This window comes from Prosthecobacter sp., assembly GCF_046154365.1.
GTDB lineage: Bacteria > Verrucomicrobiota > Verrucomicrobiia > Verrucomicrobiales > Verrucomicrobiaceae > Prosthecobacter.
In genome coordinates this window covers 54,781-72,424 of record NZ_JBJXFV010000006.1, presented here as the reverse complement: position 1 = coordinate 72,424, position 17,644 = coordinate 54,781, and the positions used below count along the sequence as shown (strand labels likewise).

10 protein-coding genes are annotated in these 17,644 nt (G+C 59.9%); 9 read left to right on the top strand and 1 reads right to left on the bottom strand.

The genetic code is table 11. The annotated features are described in order from the left end of the window. Window positions 1–177 precede the first annotated feature (177 nt). The 9 genes from ACKVY0_RS00555 (at window position 178) to ACKVY0_RS00515 (ending at window position 16,441) form a co-directional block, all read left to right on the top strand. A complete protein-coding gene (locus tag ACKVY0_RS00555; RefSeq protein ID WP_409212828.1) occupies window positions 178–1,542 on the top strand; it encodes a sulfatase in 1,365 nt (454 codons plus the stop codon). Between the two features lie 144 nt (window positions 1,543–1,686). After that, window positions 1,687–3,183: an ankyrin repeat domain-containing protein gene (locus ACKVY0_RS00550; RefSeq protein WP_409212827.1), complete on the top strand. Its 1,497-nt coding sequence runs from the start codon at window positions 1,687–1,689 to the stop codon at window positions 3,181–3,183. Window positions 3,184–3,215: 32 nt separating this feature from the next. Then, window positions 3,216–5,384 carry a carbohydrate-binding family 6 protein gene (locus ACKVY0_RS00545; protein ID WP_409212826.1) on the top strand — a complete coding sequence of 723 codons (2,169 nt, stop codon included), beginning with the start codon at window positions 3,216–3,218 and terminating at the stop codon, window positions 5,382–5,384. 23 nt (window positions 5,385–5,407) lie between these two features. Beyond that, complete coding sequence (locus ACKVY0_RS00540) at window positions 5,408–7,444, top strand: DUF4832 domain-containing protein (RefSeq protein ID WP_409212825.1); 2,037 nt, start codon at window positions 5,408–5,410, stop codon at window positions 7,442–7,444. Between the two features lie 30 nt (window positions 7,445–7,474). Beyond that, window positions 7,475–9,115, top strand: coding sequence for a sialate O-acetylesterase (locus ACKVY0_RS00535; protein WP_409212824.1), 1,641 nt, complete (start codon window positions 7,475–7,477; stop codon window positions 9,113–9,115). An 8-nt stretch (window positions 9,116–9,123) separates the two neighbouring features. Continuing rightward, window positions 9,124–11,250 (top strand): prolyl oligopeptidase family serine peptidase, encoded by a 2,127-nt coding sequence (locus tag ACKVY0_RS00530; RefSeq protein ID WP_409212823.1) that lies wholly within the window; start codon window positions 9,124–9,126, stop codon window positions 11,248–11,250. 119 nt (window positions 11,251–11,369) lie between these two features. Beyond that, entirely contained in the window at window positions 11,370–13,931 is a 2,562-nt protein-coding gene (locus ACKVY0_RS00525) for a c-type cytochrome (RefSeq protein ID WP_409212822.1), read from the top strand. Further along, window positions 13,925–15,406: a hypothetical protein gene (locus tag ACKVY0_RS00520; protein WP_409212821.1), complete on the top strand. Its 1,482-nt coding sequence runs from the start codon at window positions 13,925–13,927 to the stop codon at window positions 15,404–15,406. Before ACKVY0_RS00525 ends, ACKVY0_RS00520 begins: the two co-directional genes overlap by 7 nt. A gap of 6 nt (window positions 15,407–15,412) precedes the next feature. Further along, window positions 15,413–16,441, top strand: coding sequence for a hypothetical protein (locus tag ACKVY0_RS00515; RefSeq protein ID WP_409212820.1), 1,029 nt, complete (start codon window positions 15,413–15,415; stop codon window positions 16,439–16,441). 12 nt (window positions 16,442–16,453) lie between these two features. On the opposite strand, the gene ACKVY0_RS00510 is transcribed toward ACKVY0_RS00515, so the two are convergent. Further along, window positions 16,454–17,620: a right-handed parallel beta-helix repeat-containing protein gene (locus ACKVY0_RS00510; RefSeq protein ID WP_409212819.1), complete on the bottom strand. Its 1,167-nt coding sequence runs from the start codon at window positions 17,618–17,620 to the stop codon at window positions 16,454–16,456. Window positions 17,621–17,644: the final 24 nt, after the last annotated feature.

Here is a 17,644-nt window from a genome sequence, read left to right as displayed (position 1 = left end):
CCCTTCAGCCACTCACGGCCATGTTCACTTCACCATCATTCTTCAGCGTTTCAGTCGGCAATAGAATGTCCGTCAAGAGATGGAGCCTCATCTCCGGGAGTCGGACTAATGATGGGATCTTTGCCCCAGGCCGTTTCTAAGCCATGAATGCGGCACGCAAATCGAATAACTCAGCCCATGAATCCCACCCTCAGCTTTCTCGCCAGCCTCGCCCTGGCCCTATCGTCTGCGTTCGCCGCGCCGAAACCCAACGTCGTTGTCATTTTCTGCGATGACCTGGGCTATGGCGACCTCGGCTGCTACGGATCGCCGGTCATCCGCACGCCAAACCTAGACCGCATGGCGGCGGAGGGGCTGCGGTTCACGGACTTTTACTCTGCGGCGGAAGTCTGCACGCCGAGCCGCGCGGCGTTGCTCACGGGGCGCTATCCGATTCGCAGCGGCATGTGTGGCAATCGGCGCGTGCTTTTTCCCAACTCGAAAGGCGGACTGCCGGCGTCCGAGGTCACCATTGCCGAGGCGTTGAAAGGCGCGGGTTACGCGACGGCGCATGTGGGCAAATGGCACCTCGGCATCCACGAAGGCTCGCGCCCGCTCGACCAGGGCTTTGAGCACAGCTTCGGCCTGCCTTACTCGAACGACATGGACGCCCGCGCGGATTTGCCGAAGGGCAGCGTCGATTCGCCGACACCGCCGCACGATGGCTGGAACGTGGCGCTGCACCGCGATGGCAAAGTCGTCGAGCAGCCTGCCGACCAGACGACGCTGACGCAGCGTTACACCGAGGAGGTGGTGAAGTTCATCGGCGAGAAAAAGGGCGGGCCGTTTTTCATCTACCTCGCGCATACTTTCCCGCATGTGCCGATGTTTGCGTCGCCTGCGTTCAAGGGCAAAAGCCGCGCGGGCATTTACGGCGACGCGGTGGAGGAACTCGACTGGAGCGTGGGCGAAGTGCTCGCGGCGCTGAAGAAAAACGGCATCGCGGAGAACACGCTCGTCTTTTTCACCAGCGACAACGGCCCGTGGCTCATCATGGGCGACCAGGGTGGCAGCGCCGGGCTGCTGCGCGAAGGCAAAGGCAGCACATGGGAAGGCGGGATGCGTGTGCCGGGCATCGCGTGGATGCCTGGCCGCATCAAGCCGGGCGTCACCAGCGAACTCGCGCACATGATGGACCTGTTCCCGACTGCACTCGCACTCGCCGGAACGCCGCTGCCCAAAGACGTCACGCTCGACGGCACGGATCTCGCGCCGCTGCTCTTCGAGTCGAAGCCGCTGCCCGCACGCCCGTTTTTCTATTATCGCAGCGACCAGCTTTTCGCCTGCCGCGTCGGCGAATGGAAAGCCCACTTCCAGACGCAGAGCGGCTGGAGTCAGCCGAAAGCCGAGCCGCACGACCCGCCGCTGCTCTTCCACCTTGGCCGCGATGCCGCAGAGAAACGCAACGTCGCCGCGCAGCACCCCGACGTGCTCGCCCGCATCACCGAGGCAGTGACCGCGCACAAAGCCGGCGTCGTCCCAGGCTCGCCGCAACTGCGATGACTCTCCAGCGCCAATCCTCAACGGCCGCCTCATTTTCCAGGACGACACGGAAGTCGGCGTCGCCATAAATCGGTCGATATGAACCAAGTCATGAAAGCCCCGGCTGCTTTCAACAAGTGAACCCAGCCTAATTCCCGCATCACAATGAACCCGGAAGAAATCGAAAAACTCATGCAGACGGGAGCGACCTCCTTCAACGAGATGTTGCGCCGCCCGCGGGAGTGCTCGGAGCTGGAGATGGAGCTAAAGACCGCGATGGAACTCAAAGACGTGGCCTCCTGCCGCGAGTTACTGCGGGAAAAGGGACAGTGGCTCGCGAAGTTCATAAGTCATGAGCTGGCGGAACTCATGGACACTGCCATCCACTCCGGGGAGGCGGCGGATGAGCTTCTCGGCTTGCTGCTCCAATCCGGTGTCCCGGCACACAGTGTCTATGACCGCATTGGTCCGGACTATCAGCACACGCCGCTGGTCACTGCGGCTCGGGCGGGGCGTCTTGATTTGATTCAGAAGCTCGCTGCGGCTGGCGCGGACGTTTTTTGGGCGAGTCCGACTGGCACCAACGCGTTGAGCGAGACTCTGCCGAGCAGGGCCGGGCAGGCACCCAGAGCGGACACGCCGGAGCTGGCGCAAGTGCGTGAGTGGCTGACACAGCAGGGTCTGCGAATCGACCCGCTCTGCGCCGATAGCCGGAGGAAGCTGGTATGGGCAACCGGGCAGCCCGAATCATGGCCAGACGTTCCCGCATTGCTCGCACTGGGCATCCCGACCGATGTGACGGGCTGGACGCCCTTCATGCTGAACATGGCTTTGGGCATCGCCGAGGTGCGAGCCGTGGCTGGTCTGGCGGTGGAGGAATTGCATCACCGGGACGCTTGGAGCCGCACGCCCTTCTTGCTCGCTGTCGCGGCGGGTAATTTGGAAGTGGCACGAGCCTTGTTCGAGCGCGGGATCGACATTCGCGCGAAGGGCCACTGCGGTGCCACGGCGCTCCATCTGGCTGCGGAATACAATTACTGCCGTATGCTCGATTGGCTGCTGGACAACGACCTGCCTTTCGACGCGCGAAACGATTTCGGCAACTCAGCTCTCCATGCCGCAGTCAGCCGCGATTGCGTGGATGCTGCGGCGCTGCTCCTGCAAAAAGGGGCGAGTGTGCATGAGCCGGATGGAAACGGATTTGCGCTTATCCACACGGTGTCCTTCAAGAACGACATGGCGATGCTCAAGCTGCTGCTCAACGCGGGCGCGGAAGTGAACGACGTTTCCGGTGGCGGAGACTGGCCTTTGAAAGACGCCTGCCAGTCGGGCGATGCTGCCGCCGTCGCCTTTCTGCTCCAAGTCGGCGCAAACCCCAACCTCACCTCGACAGGAGAGACCGCACTCTTTGCGGCGGTCTCCAGCGACAACTTGGAATGCGTCCGCCTGCTGCTGGATGCCGGTGCTGACGTGAATGCCACCGATTGCGACGGCTGGACGTGCTTGTTCCATCTGCGCTCGGAGCGTCTCGCTCATTACTTGTTGGAGCGCGGCGCAGGGCCCGGCATTTCTGACCAATGCGGCGGCTTACCTGAAGACTGGAGTCGCGTCCCGACGCCAGTGCGACGAATGCTTCGAGAGTGGCGGACACGCCGCCAGTAATCTGATTCGTAAACATCCACCTTTCGCCAACCATGAAACACGTCCTCACACTACTCACCGTGCTCGTCGCTCTGACTTCTCCAACAGGAGCAGCGAGTTTCAGTCTAACCAATGACCACTCCACTGGCGGACCCGGTAAGTTTGCTGAAGCAGAGATCCGTCGTGAAGCCGCCACCAAACCCACCGCCGCACAAATCACCCTCACCGTCGAAAAGGAAGCCAAAGCCGCAGCGCAGAGCTACCGCATCGTCCGAGTTGGTGCCAATATTCGCGTCATCGGCGCGGATGAGTCGGGCGCGATGTATGGCGGCCTAGACATCGCTGAGGCGATCCGCATGGGCACGCTCGACTCAGTGAAGGACTCCGACCACAAACCGCACATCGAGCGGCGCGGCATCAAGTTCAATATCCCGCTCGATCTGCGCACGCCGAGCTATTCCGACAACAGCACCTCAGCGCAGGCAAACATCACCGAGATGTGGAGCCTGGAGTTCTGGCATGAGTTCATCGACCGGATGGCGCAGGATCGCTACAACGTGCTCACCCTTTGGAATCTGCATCCATTCCCATCCATCGTGAAAGTGCCGGAGTATCCCAAGATCGCGCTGGACGATGTGTGGCGCACCACGGCGGATTTGGTGAAGCCCTTCGAATCCTTCTCCCCTCGCGGCACCGGCATGGTGAAGCCGTGGATGCTGGAGAGTCACGAAGTCGAAAAACGCATCACCATTGATGAAAAGATCGCGTTTTGGCGTGCGGTCATGGACCATGCGCATGATCGCGGCATCGAGGTCTATTGGTTCACTTGGAACGTCTTCACCAACGGCACTGGCGACCAATACGGCATCACCGACGACCTCGACAACGCCACCACCCGCGACTACTTCCGCAAGAGCGTGCGCGAGACCGTGCTCACCTATCCGCGTCTCGCTGGCATCGGTATCACGTCAGGCGAAAACATGGAACACAAAGACGGCTCCAAGGGCAAGGAAGAGTGGCTTTGGGCGACCTATGGCGAGGGCATCAACGATGCGTTGAAAATCCAACCCGAACGCAAGTTCCGCCTCATTCACCGTCTGCATGAAACCGGACTGAGCCCCATTTTGAAGCAATGGAAGGACTATCCAGGCCCCTTCGAGTTCAGCTACAAATACGCCGTGGCGCACATGTATGCCTCCCGCTCACCATCGTTCATCAAAGACCTGCTGCCCGAGATCACGCCCGAACACCGCACCTGGCTCACCGTGCGCAACGACGACCTCTACAGCTTCCGCTGGGGTGATCCAGACTTCGCCCGTGCCTTCATCACGAACATGCCCGGGCCCGAAAAGCTCGCTGGCTTTTACATGGGCCCAGACGGCTACATCTGGGGCCGCGACTTCCTCAGCCGCGACGCCGTGGCCGCCGACGGACGCCGTCAGTTGGTCTGGGATCGCCAGTGGTTCAGCTTCAATCTCTGGGGCCGCCTCAGCTATGATCCCTCGCTGCCAGACAGCCATTTTCAGCGACTGCTCGGCACACGGCATCCTTCCGTCTCAGCCGAGAAACTCTTCGCCGCGTCACAGTCCTCCTCGCGCATCATTCCACAGGTGACCCGTTTCAATTGGGGGGGAATCGACCTGCATTGGTATCCCGAGGCCAACCTCAGTCATCCCAAGCAATACAAGGGCTACTACACCGTGCGCCATTTCATGGCAGGCAAGACCATGCCCGGCGAGGACGTGTTCAGCATCTCCGAGTGGCGGAAAGCTCTCAGCGCCAAAAAAGCCATCACCGCCCAAACACCACCCGAAGTCGCCACCGCCCTCGAACGCGATGCCGACACCACCTTAAAACTCCTCACCGAACTCCGCCCACAAGCCGCCGTCACTGACAAAGAACTAGCGCTCACGCTCGGCGACTACGAAGCGCAGGCGCTGCTAGGCCGCTACTACGCCGCCAAGATCCGCAGCGCCATCGACCTCGCTGAGTTCAACGCCAGCGCCGATGCCGCCACCCAAACATCCGCCCTCAAACACGCCAAAAACGCCCTCGCCCACTGGAAGCAATACGCCGCCATCTACGACCGCCAATACACCCCCCAACTGCTCAATCGCGTCGGCACCGCAGACATCCCCGCCCTGACGACTAAAGCCGCAGAAGACATCGAAATCATCCGCACCTGGAAGCCCGGCACAGAGCCTCAGCAGAAGCGGAAGTAGGGGGCAAAGTGATGAATCGATCCATGAAGCTCATTTTCAAACTACTCACCACACTGCGCCGCGCTCCGCTGGCTGCGTTGCTATTGATTACCTCGCTTTCTCCGCTGGAGAGCGTGCTCGCCGAGGACAAACCTATTGTCCAAGACGGCTGGGTAACTGTCACCCCGCCCGAGTTCCAAGGCGCGATCAACAATCCGCTCAAAGGCTTCCGTGACTACAAGAAGAATGGTTACGGGCTGGTGGAGCGGCAATACATCAAGTGGAGCGACATCGAGGTCAGCGCGGATGACAGCGTGGAGCGCATCATTGCCCACACGAACAAGATCACCTCCACCAAGGGCAAGCGCTTCGAGGAGCTAAACGTCAAGCTCGTGCCGCGTGTGTATCTCGACTGGAATGGTGAGGCGGGGTCGGCGAAAGACCCGCAGCAGCATTGGCCCGCTGACATGCAAACCTTCGACTACGACAGCCCGGCTTTTCAGGCGAGGCTTGCGGCGCTCGTGGCAAAGCTGGGACAGGCCTGGGACAATGATCCGCGCATCTTTGCGGTGCAGATGGGCCTCATCGGCCACTTTGGCGAGCATCACAATCCTGCCCCCACAGCAGACCAGCGCCAACGGCTCGCGGAAGCCTTTCAAGCGGCGTTCAAGCACAAGCCCGTGCTGGTCCGGCATACGGACCCGGAGTTCATGCAGGCCGGATTCGGCATCTACTACGACACCTTTGCCTTCATCGACCGCGAACCAGAAGCTGGGTCGCAGGATCAATTTCCCTGGCAGGCCACGCATGTGTATCCCGACCTCTGGAAACGTGGTCCCATCGAAGGTGAGGTGGAATACAACTGGCAGCAGAAGAAGGACAGCGCGAAACCCAAGCAGACCTTTGGCCGCACGCCAGACGAGACGATGAAGGAGCCTGCCTACCGGCGCTACATGATCGACAAGATCCGCCGTTACCACGCGAGCTATCTCGGCTGGATCAATAACTACGACGACTCCAACCGCGACGTGCTGGCAGGTGCCGCAGAGCTGCAAAAAGCCTTTGGCTATCGCTTCGTGCTCGACTCCGTCAGCTACCCGCCGACCGCCAAACCTGATGGCAAACTGACGGTGAAGCTGGCCGTGCGAAACACTGGCAGCGCTCCTTTTTACCTCGACTGGCCCGTGGCGGTCGCGCTGCTCGATCCCGAGACGAAAAAGCCCGTGTGGTCTGCCCCGCTCAGCGGTGTGGACCTTCGGAAATGGCTGCCGGGCGAGGACTGGGACAGCGCCGCATTCGCTTACCGCAGCGCAGCAAAACAAAATATCAGCAGCGGCACAGCCACACTGCCCAGCGGCTTGAAAGCGGGCCGCTACATCCTCGCGCTCGCCATTCTCGATCGCCAAGGCGGTATGATGCCCAGCGCACGCTTTGCGACCGAGAACTACTTCCGCGGTGGCTGGCATCCCTTTGGATTCATCGGCATCGGCCAAGCTCCTGACGATGCCGCTTTGACGAACATCACCTTCGATAGCCCCGCCTTCGACGACAGCCTGAGCTACAAGGTTCCTGAAAAACTCCTGGCCGTGAAAATGCCTTCCATCCCTGCGGTGAAAGCCGTGGCCCAGTGGACTCCAGATCCAAAACAGGAACTCATCAATCCCTGGCGCTACTGGACTCTCGACGCGGCCACCAAGACCGTGGAGAAACAAACCCGCATGGACGGCCCCGTAAAAGACCCCACAGGTGGCCAAGTGATCCGCATCACCGGCGACTTCGGCGACCGCACCCGCCTCGACTACACCTTCGGCAAGGACTACAAACTCAACAAAGGCCGCTACCGATTCACCTGCCGCGTCCGAGGCACACCCGGCCTAACCGCCGAATTTGAAATGGGCGACGGCTGGCACGGTATGACCCAAGAGACCCAGATTCCGCTCACGACCGAGTGGCGGGAGCACGTCATCGAGTTCGAAGTGAAGTCGATGTTCAAAAACGAGCCCACCCTGCGTTTCAAGCTCCCCAAAAATGCCAAAGGCACCTTCGACCTCACGGATGCCCGGCTCAAAAGGGTGGAATGACGTTCACAGACACTCTACCAAACATAAATCATGAGATACGCCTTCATCCCCGTTCTGCTGCTGGCTTCGCTGTCCGCACTTCTCGCTGAAACCACGAACGCTGCCGATCGCGCTGCCGACAGCAAAACCCTTCGCGTCTTCATCTTCGCGGGCCAGTCCAACATGGTCGGCACGCATTCGAAGGTGGCGGACATCCAGCGCTTCCCGCCGTTTGCTGATCTCGACAAGCCGCAGAAGGACGTGCTGTTTTCCTACAAGCTCGGTCGTGAACAAATGCAGACCTCCGATGGCTGGATCGCCATGCAGCCGACGGGCGATTACTTTGGGCCGGAGCTGAGCTTTGCGCGGCGAGTGTCGCAAAACATCGAAGCGCCGATTGCGATCATCAAGGTGGCCTCGGGGGGCACGACCTTGGGCAAGGACTGGAACCCGGACATGCCGGATGGCTTCAAACTTTACCCACTCGCACTCGATCACGTGCGTGCCTCGCTCGCTGAGTTGGATCGAAAGAAGATCGCCTACCGTGTCGAAGGCTTCATGTGGCATCAGGGCGAGAACGACATGTTCGACAAAGCCTTCAAGCCGATTTACGCCCAGAACTTGAAGAACTTCATCGCCTGCTGGCGTCGCGATCTGAAGGCTCCGAAGCTCAAGTTCTACATCGGCGAGCTTTGCACCAAGACCATCTGGGGCATGGACAATCGCGACAACATGCTCGCGATCCGCACAGCGCAGAAAGCCGTCACCGCCGCTGATCCGCTCACGGAATACATTCCCACGTCACATGACGCGGTGGAGATCGGTGGTGACGCGGGTTTGCATTATCATTACGGCACGCTGGGCCAACTCGAGCATGGCGTGAACTACGCCAATGCCTATCTGCGCACGACTGGCATCAAAACGGGCTCCGACAGTCCGCTCAAAGTCTGGCCTTATGCCAAGGGCAGTTCCGTGAAGCTCTTCATCCTCGCCGGACATCGCAACATGGAGGGCGAACGATCCTTCCAACAAGAACTCGGCGCGGCGGCGAGTGATGATGCGCAGATCGCCTTCAAATACAGCGTCGGAGGGGGCTTCAAGGTCTCGAAGGGCTGGGAGCCTCTCGGACCCGCTGGTCCTTACGACACCTTTGGGCCGGAGTTGAGCTTTGGCAGGGCGCTGCAAGGCAAGGGCAACATCGCCATCGCCAAGTTCACGCACAGCGGCACGCAGATGAACGATTGGACGCCCGAGGGAACCGTCGCGAAGGACATGCATGTTTATCCTGCTTTCATCGCGTTCGTCCGAAGCGCGATCCAGGAACTGAAGGACAAAGGTCATCCGGTGGAACTGGCGGGTATCTTTTATCATGCCGGCGAGAACGATATGGCTTTTGGTCCTTATCGCAGACAGGCCGCGAAATGGCTGCAAGCGACGGTTGCACAGAGCCGCGTGGACTTGGCGATGCCATCGATGAAATGGTATGTCAGCCAGCAATCACCGCCTGATGAGAAGGGACTCCACAACATCGACAGCACCGCCGATCTCGCCGCCATCGCCATGGCTGATCCAGCCTTCATTCACGTCAGAGCCTTCGATCTGCCGCCGCAGCGTGAAAAACTCGTGCTCGATACCGCAGGCATTTTGAAGCTGGGCGAGTTGCTCGCACGAAGTTACCTCGAACACCCATGATCCGCGCCATGAAGCTTCTCATCTCCTCACTCACTCTCGCCATGTCCATCGCTGCTGCTGCGCCACCGACTGACAAGAAACCCGTCACGGATGAATATCACGGCGTGAAGGTCGTGGACGATTATCGCTGGCTGGAGGAGGCCGGTTCGCCTGCAGTGAAGGCTTGGACGGAGGTGCAGAATCAATACTCGCGGGCTTGGCTGGATGCGCGACCGGATCGGGCTGAGGTGGAGGCGAAACTCACGGCGCTGTATGCCAAAGACACGCCATCGCACAGCGGCATCGTTTCCAGGCCGGAGCGACTGTTTGCGCTGAAGTTCCAACCACCGAAGCAGCAGCGGCTGCTCGTCACGCTCGCTTCGGCGGATGATTTGGCGTCGGAGAAGGTCGTGCTCGATCCGAATGAGATCGAACCAAAGGGCCAGGTCGCGATGGATTGGTTTGTGCCGTCACCGGATGGAAAACTGATCGCGGTGTGCCTCTCCGAGAACGGCAGCGAGGATGGCACGCTGCATTTTTACCGCACCGAGAGCGGCGAGCATCTGCCTGATCGAGTCACCCGCGTGCAATACCCGACCGGCGGCGGCAGCGTGGCGTGGACGCCTGATAGCAGCGCGGTGTTTTACACGCGCTATCCGCACCAAGGCGAGAAGCCCGAGGCGGACTTGAACTTTTTCCAGCAGATCTATTTCCACCAACTCGGCACGCCCACGAGCAGCGATGAATACTCGGCTGGCCGTGATTTCCCACGCATCGCCGAGATCGAACTCCACGCCTCGCATGACGGACGTTGGCTGCTCGCAAGCGTGGCCAATGGCGATGGCGGAGAGTTTTCCCATCACCTCCGCGCGATCAAGGACGGCGCGGCTTGGCGACAGATCACGCGCCATGAGGACGGCATCAAAGAGGTCACGTTCAGTCATGATGGGGCGAGCCTATTTCTGCGCTCGGTCAAAGACGCGCCGCGTGGCAAGGCGCTGCGTTTAGCCATCGACGGCACTTTGGCGGATGCCGAGGTGATCGTGCCGGAAAGTGAAGCGGTCATCGAGGGCATCACTCCCACCGCGAAGTTTTTGTTTGTCTCGGATCTGCTCGGTGGCCCCTCGCGCATTCGGCAATTTGATCTTGATGGGAAAAACGCACGCGAAGTGCCATTGCCCGCTGCAACGGGCGTTGGCGGACTCATTGAAGTGGGAGATCGCATCCTGTTTCGCCAGACCAGCTACGTCGAGCCTGCCGCCTACATGCTCTACGATCCTGCCGACACGACCGTGAAGAAGACCGCGCTCTTTAATACCTCGCCCGTCGATTTTAACGACATCGAGGCCGTGCGTGAGTTCGCGATCAGCAAGGACGGCACCAAGGTTCCCATCAACATCCTGCGGCGCAAAGGCACGCGGCTCGACGGCAGCAATCCCGCGCTGCTCTACGCCTACGGCGGCTATGGTCACAGCATGAGGCCGGCGTTCAATTTCGAGCAACGCCTGTGGTTTGATCGCGATGGCATCTACGTCGTCGCCAACATTCGCGGCGGCGGCGAATACGGCGAAGAATGGCATCTCGCGGGCAATCTGACGAAGAAACAAAACGTCTTCGATGATTTCGCCGCCTGCGCCGAGCACCTCATCAAACAAGGCCACACGCGGTCCGACAAACTCGCCGTCGAAGGCGGTAGCAATGGCGGACTGCTCATGGGAGCCTTCCTCACTCAGCATCCGGGGCTTGCCCGCGCCGTCGTAGCCCACGTCGGTCTCTATGACATGCTGCGCGTCGAGCTGGACCCCAACGGAACCTTCAACGTCACCGAATTCGGCACGGTGAAGGACTCCGCGCAGTTCCGCGCCCTGCACGCCTACTCGCCCTTCCACAATGTCACCGATGGCACAACGTATCCTGCTGTGTTCTTCCTCGCCGGCGAAACCGATGGCCGCGTGAACCCCGCCCACTCCCGCCGCATGACCGCCCGCCTGCAAGCCGCCACCAGCTCCGCCCACCCGATCCTCGTCCGTCTCAGCTCCGCCTCCGGCCACGGCATGGGCACCGCGCTGTCTGAAAAAATCGCGCAGAAAGCCGATGTTTTGGCCTTTCTCTTTGATCAACTCGGGATGACGAAGCCCCGCCCCCTTTCGAAATGACAAGCCATTCACCAACTCATTCCCACGACTTTCTCTGCCGAGTACTGGCGGCATTGCTGTTCGCCAGTGTTATGGCATCAGCCGAGGTGATCATTCCGGGCAACTCAGCAAGCCAACTCATGGATGAAACCAAAGGTCAGGTCTTGATCGAGGAAATGAACTGCGTGGCATGTCATGCGAGCGCGGCAGCGTTTGCAGCACAGTCGAAGAAGGCACCGCGACTAGCTGAGGTGGGTTCTCGGGTGAATCCTGCTTATCTCGAGGCGTTCATTCGTGATCCGCATGGCACGAAGCCGGGCACGACGATGCCGGATGTGATGCCAACAGCGAACAAAGGGCGAATTGCGACGGAGATCACGCACTTCTTGCTCTCGTTGAAGAAGAACGACTTTGCCTTGCAGCCGCCGGATGCGGTGGCGGCGAGTTTGGGGGCAAAACTGTTCCATTCGCGAGGCTGTGCGGCTTGTCACTCACCGCGCGATGCAAAGGGCACTGAGACGATGAAGCCAACTTCGGTGCCGCTCGGTGTGCTGGAGAAAAAATACAGCTTCAAGAGTTTGGTGGGCTTTTTGCGACAACCTCATGCAAGTCGGCCCTCGGGACGGATGCCGGACATGCGATTGCAAGGGCGTGAGCTAGACTGCATCGCGCACTACCTGCTGCGTGACACGCGAGTGCCCGGCAATCTCAGCTACACGATGTATCGCGGCCAAGTCTGGCAAGGACTCGACAGCGCGGAAGTGGAGCCGGAGCGAGCTGGGCATGTGAAGGATTTGTCTTTGTCGAACTTCGGTAAATTGCATCACCACGCAGCGATCCGATACGAAGGCTGGCTCAACATCGCCAATGCAGGGCGCTACACGTTTCATCTTCAGATGAACGGCGGCTCACTGCATCTGGATGGCAGGGAGGTCGTCAACGAAGAGCCAAAGGACCGGCGCGGCATAAAGAAGCTGCAAGGCACTGCGGAACTCGCGGCTGGATGGCGGAAGATCGAGTTGGTCTATTTTCACACGGGGCGTGAGCCATTGCTCACTTTCGAGATGGAGGGTCCGCAGTTCGCGAGAGGGGCGATTCCGTCGTCGATGCTTTCTGTCTCCAATGAGCCCATTCCAACGTTTGAACCGCTCAAAGTGAACGCCGAGCTCGCTGCACGTGGTCGCGAGCACTTCGCCAAACTCGGCTGCGCGAAGTGCCATGACGATGTTGGCGTGCAGTCCGCTCCTTCCATCGCTTTTGGGAAGCTCGATGCCACTCGCGGATGCCTAAGTGATGCAGCCGGAACTTGGCCACGTTTTGATCTGAGCGCCGGACAACGTGCTTTGATCGCGAAGGCATTGCCGCAGATGGAAACGCGGCAACTCACGGACAAGGAGAGGCTGCACAAGACGCTCGCCACCTTCAACTGCATCGCTTGCCATGAGCGCAGCGGCCTCGGTGGCATCGCTGCTGATCGAAATGGTATCTTCACCGGCACCGCACCGGCGCTGGGCGATCAAGGCCGTCTGCCGCCGCCGTTGACGGATGTGGGGGCCAAACTCACGCCATCTTGGATCGCTGCCGTGCTCTTGAATGGACAACGGCAGCGCCACTACCTCGATGCGGCGATGCCGCAGTTCGGTGAGACGAATGTGGGACACTTGGTGGACTTGTTTGGCAAAGTCGATCACCTCGAAGATGTCACGTTCCCCAAGATCGCGAACATCCAAGAGTCGAAGAACGCGGGTTACGAGATGATCGGCGTCACGGGCTTCAGTTGCATCGCCTGTCATGACTTCAATGGGCAAAAGTCAGCCGCAGGTGCTCTCGACATCGTGCATACGACCGAGCGACTGCAAAAGAGTTGGTTCCACCTCTACCTTCGGCAGCCGCAGCGTTTTCATCCAACGGTGATCATGCCGACTTATTGGCCGGGTGGGCAGTCCATGCGTCCCAACATCCTCGGCGGTGACACCGCGCAGCAGATCGAGGCACTTTGGACCTATCTCGAAGGCGGGCCGCAGGCGAAGAAGCCGCTGGGCTTGGCACGCACGTCGAACGAGCTGCGCGTGGCTGATGTGGCGGAGATGTGTCGCGGTCGCGGCACGGCGGGGTATCGCGGCATCGGTGTCGGCTATCCTGCGCGGATCAATCTCGCGTTTGATTCTGAAGAGATGGCTCTGCGTATGCTTTGGAAGGGCGACTTCGCCAATGTCGATCTCGGCTCCTTCCGCGCGATAGGCACGGACCGCATCGCCTTCCCGGCTGGCATTCCGTTTCATCGTTTGAAGTCATTGGATGACGAATGGCCGTCGAAAGGCAAAGCCAACTACACTTTCCCGCATGATCACGGCTACCAGTTCCGCGGCTACCACCTTGATGTCCTGCGGAGGCCAACGTTTCGCTATCAATATGGCGTGATCGCCGTGGAGGAGTTCTTCGAAGACGCCCGCGACAAAGACGGCAAAGCGTATTTCAAACGGAGCTTCCAGTTTGATGCACCAGCCGCACCGCAGCCATTCTATTTCCGCGCTGCCTGTGGAGAGAAGATAAGCACGACCACGGAGCGCGATTTCAAGATCGACGAACTACAACTCCGCCTCACCAGCAAGCACCAAGGCATCACCCGTGATGGCGAAGTCTTGATTCCCCTCACGCTGCCGAAAGGCCGCTCCACTCTCACTCTCGAATACCAATGGTAGCTTACCGAACCATCATCGCCCTCGCGGTTTTAACGTCCGTTCTTCATGCCGAAGAGCTTGGCGAGATGTGGGGCACGGCTGCGGAGGAGGCGAAGTATTACCCCATCGTGAATGTGCCGATCCCGCCGTCGGTGCCGATGCGGCCCGGTGGCTTGGAGATTCTGCCGGATGGACGGCTGGCGGTGGGCACGCGGCGTGGCGACATCTACTTCATCAAGGGGGCCTTCGATTCGCCGCCGCAGCCGGAGTATCATTTGTTCGCCAGTGGTCAGGATGAGATTTTTTCTCTGGCCTGGAAGGATGGAGCGATGACCACCACGTCGTTTGGAGAAGTCACGCGCATCTTGGATGTCGATGGTGATGGCGTGGCGGATCGCTACGACGCGCTGACGAACAACTGGGGCTACGCGGAAGGTCACGAGTTCGCTTTTGCCTCGAAGCATGATCCCGAGGGCAACATCTGGGTGGCGCTGGGGCTGAGTGGTTCCTATGAATCGCACAACCTGTTTCGCGGTTGGGCGGTGAAGGTCACGCCGAAAGGTGAAATGATCCCGGTGTGCAGTGGATTGCGCAGTCCAGGCGGTGTCGCCGCGAACGCACAGGGCGCGATGTTTGCCATCGAGAGCCAGGGGCCGTGGAATGGCTGCTGCTCGCTCAAGCATTTGAAGCCAGGCGGCTTCATGGGTCATCCGGCGAGTTACAATTGGTATGCCTTTGTGCCCGGCATGAAGGAGCCGGTGAAGCCGAACAGTCAGTCGCGCATCCACATCGAAAGGAAGCGTGTGAAGGAGCTGGTGCCGCCTGCGGTGCGCTTTCCGTATATCAAAATGGGGCGCTCCATTTCCGGCTTTCGACTCAATCAAACCGGCGGCAAGTTTGGCCCGTTCGAGAATCAGATTTTCCTCGGCGACTACACGCTCAGCATCCTCATGCGGGCCACGACGGAGGAGATCAACGGCGTGTGGCAGGGCGCGTGTTATCCGTTTCGTGAAGGACTCGCGTCAGGCATCATGAATGTGGAGTTTTCGCCCAAGGGTCAGCTCATCGCCGGTGGCTTCACGACCAACTTGCAGTGGCCCGTGCGCGGCGCGGAACCCTTTGCGCTCCAGCGCATCGACTGGAATGGCGTGACGCCTTTTGAGATCAAGGAGATCAATATCAAGAAGGACGGCTTCCTCATCACCTTCACGAAACCTGTGGACATCCAAATCGCCGCCAAGGCGGACAGCTATGCGATCACGACTTACACGCACATCTACCACGGCGCCTATGGCAGCCCCGAGGTGGATCAAACGACGGCGCATGTGACCAAGGCAATGCCAGCGGCTGACAGCCTCTCCGTGATGGTGAGTCTCGAAAAGTTAGAGGAAGGCCACATTCACGATTTCGATCTAGCCAAGATGAAATCCAAGACTGGCGAACCGTTACTGCACACCAAGGCCTACTACACCGTGAATGAAATCCCTTTGAACTGATCTGCTATGCTCAAACAACTGCTCATCATCAGCTTCGCTATCGCCCTGCCAGCTCTGGCGCATCCTGTCCCGGAAAGTGAGCAGTGGCTCACTTATCCTGGCGGAGATGGCCCTGGCAAAGGCAAGCACATCGTGCTCATCGCTGCGGATCAGGAATACCGCAGCGAGCAGTCGATGCCGATGATGGCAAAGGTGCTCAGCAGACATCATGGCTTCGATTGCACCGTGCTTTTTGGTTTGAACGACAAGGGCGAGGTCGATCCAACGATGCCGGTCTATCCCGAGAAGGGAAAGGAGAGCGAGTTCAAGCAGCATCACATTCCCGGACTCGAACATCTCGCCTCGGCGGATCTCGTGATCTTTTTTCCGCGACTGCTCACGCTGCCGATGAGCGAACGCGAACTCATCGTGAAGTACATCGACTCCGGCAAACCCATCATCTCACTACGGACAGGAAACCACGGCTTCCACGGCCCGCTGCCTTACAAGATCAATGGCAAACAAGTCAACTGGGGCAGCGACGTGCTCGGTGGCGCGTTCATGGGTCATCATGGCCGCTGGCAGGCCGACTCCACACGCGGCATCATTGTCGAAGAGCAAAAGGCTCACCCCATCCTCACCGGCGTGAGCGACATCTGGGGCAACTCGGATGTCTATCGCACTTACAAAGAAGGTACCAGCCTGCCTGCCGACTGCACCGCCCTCGTCTGGGGGCAGCCGCTCATGGGCCGCAAGCACGACGATCCGCCAAACCCCAAGCTGGAGCCACTGCCTGTCGCGTGGTTTAAAAATTGGCAGACCAGCAGCGGCAAAAGCGCCCGCGTATTTCACTCCACCATGGGCAGCGGCCGCGACCTCGAAAACGCGGGCCTGCGTCGATTGATCATCAACGCGGCCTACTGGAGCATGGGCATGGAGGCCGCCATCACTCCCGCCAGCAGCGTGGACATCGTCGGCAGCTACCAACCGCTCGAAAGCGGCTTCAACTACAAGGCACTCGGCGTCATGCCAAAGCCGGTGTCGGCTTACAAGTAACGAGTGCCTGCATCATGGCTTTCCCTCCACAGCCGTGAAGTTGGCCTTGGGCGCATTCGTGGTGCGGGTTCGCACGACTTCGATCGAGGTTTCATCGACGTTGGCGGAGTTGGACCACTTGATTCCCACGGCGGTGCCTGGCTGGTCGATGCGATGAAACAGCCCATCAATGACGATCTCGGTGAGCACGGAGTTCGGGCCGAGGGGAGCCATGTTGGCCCCGATGGGCGGACAAAGGAAGCCCATGGCGTAGCGATCATGGTAGATGAAGCGATTGTTCTCCAGGCGGGCCATTGCGAAGTTATCCATCCGCAGATGCTCGGCGCGATTCGTGTCGAACTCGCACGCACGCAGCAGCCCGCGTGACACGCTGCCTCCTGGAGCATGAATTTGCAGCCCGATGCCGGCGGCGTTCACCAGCGTGGTCTCGCCGCTCCAGCCGCAACCGGCGAACGCCGACCGATCCACCACGAAACCCGCGCTGCGGATCAGCGCACCTCCCGCGCCGCACATGTTGAAGACACTGCGCTCAATGGACACACTCGGGCAGCCGATGGGATGATGATCGCGGAAACCGAGGCCGCCGATGCGGCTGATGGTGCAGCCTTCGATGGCGAGAAAGATGGTTGCCGTGAAGTCTGGATTCGCATCGATCTTCAGATCGCCAATCACCCGAATGCCATCGCCGCCAAAGCCGGTGATGGAAACATTTTTGATGCTCGGCGCGTAACAGCCCATCATTTGAATCGCGTGCTCATCCGTATCGCGACTGCGGCCCACTAACCGGAGCTTTTCGAATGACAAATCATGCAGAAACTGCCCCGCAGCCCTCAGGCCCGTCACATCGAACAGCGGCCCCGAGCCACCGCGAAACTCGATGCTCGTGGACTCCGATCCACGTCCGCGAAGCGTGGGTGCCGAGGCGCGAGTGCGGCCAGGGTTGGTGATCGTGAGTGTTTGATGCACGAGGTAGCGCTGCGCCGGAAAGAACAGCACGCACGGCGTCACGCGTGCGAAATCCAGCGCAGCCTGAATCGCTGCCGTGTCATCCGCCGGGAAGCCTTTGGCACCCCAGCGCTCCACCGAATAGACCTCCTCACCACGAGGTATCGGGCTCTGAGCCACGGCCGCGCACGACATTAAAACGAGATAAGCGGCGATGAGTGAGTGGAGTGACATAAAATGGAGCACTGAATTGATGGC

Excerpts from the sequence above, each read along its gene's own strand:
- ACKVY0_RS00555 (WP_409212828.1), top strand. The coding sequence starts at position 178 with ATGAATCCCACCCTCAGCTTTCTCGCCAGCCTCGCCCTGGCCCTATCG.
- ACKVY0_RS00550 (WP_409212827.1), top strand. The coding sequence starts at position 1,687 with ATGAACCCGGAAGAAATCGAAAAACTCATGCAGACGGGAGCGACCTCC.
- ACKVY0_RS00545 (WP_409212826.1), top strand. The coding sequence starts at position 3,216 with ATGAAACACGTCCTCACACTACTCACCGTGCTCGTCGCTCTGACTTCT.
- ACKVY0_RS00540 (WP_409212825.1), top strand. The coding sequence starts at position 5,408 with ATGAAGCTCATTTTCAAACTACTCACCACACTGCGCCGCGCTCCGCTG.
- ACKVY0_RS00535 (WP_409212824.1), top strand. The coding sequence starts at position 7,475 with ATGAGATACGCCTTCATCCCCGTTCTGCTGCTGGCTTCGCTGTCCGCA.
- ACKVY0_RS00530 (WP_409212823.1), top strand. The coding sequence starts at position 9,124 with ATGAAGCTTCTCATCTCCTCACTCACTCTCGCCATGTCCATCGCTGCT.
- ACKVY0_RS00525 (WP_409212822.1), top strand. The coding sequence starts at position 11,370 with ATGGATGAAACCAAAGGTCAGGTCTTGATCGAGGAAATGAACTGCGTG.
- ACKVY0_RS00520 (WP_409212821.1), top strand. The coding sequence starts at position 13,925 with ATGGTAGCTTACCGAACCATCATCGCCCTCGCGGTTTTAACGTCCGTT.
- ACKVY0_RS00515 (WP_409212820.1), top strand. The coding sequence starts at position 15,413 with ATGCTCAAACAACTGCTCATCATCAGCTTCGCTATCGCCCTGCCAGCT.
- ACKVY0_RS00510 (WP_409212819.1), bottom strand. The coding sequence starts at position 17,620 with ATGTCACTCCACTCACTCATCGCCGCTTATCTCGTTTTAATGTCGTGC.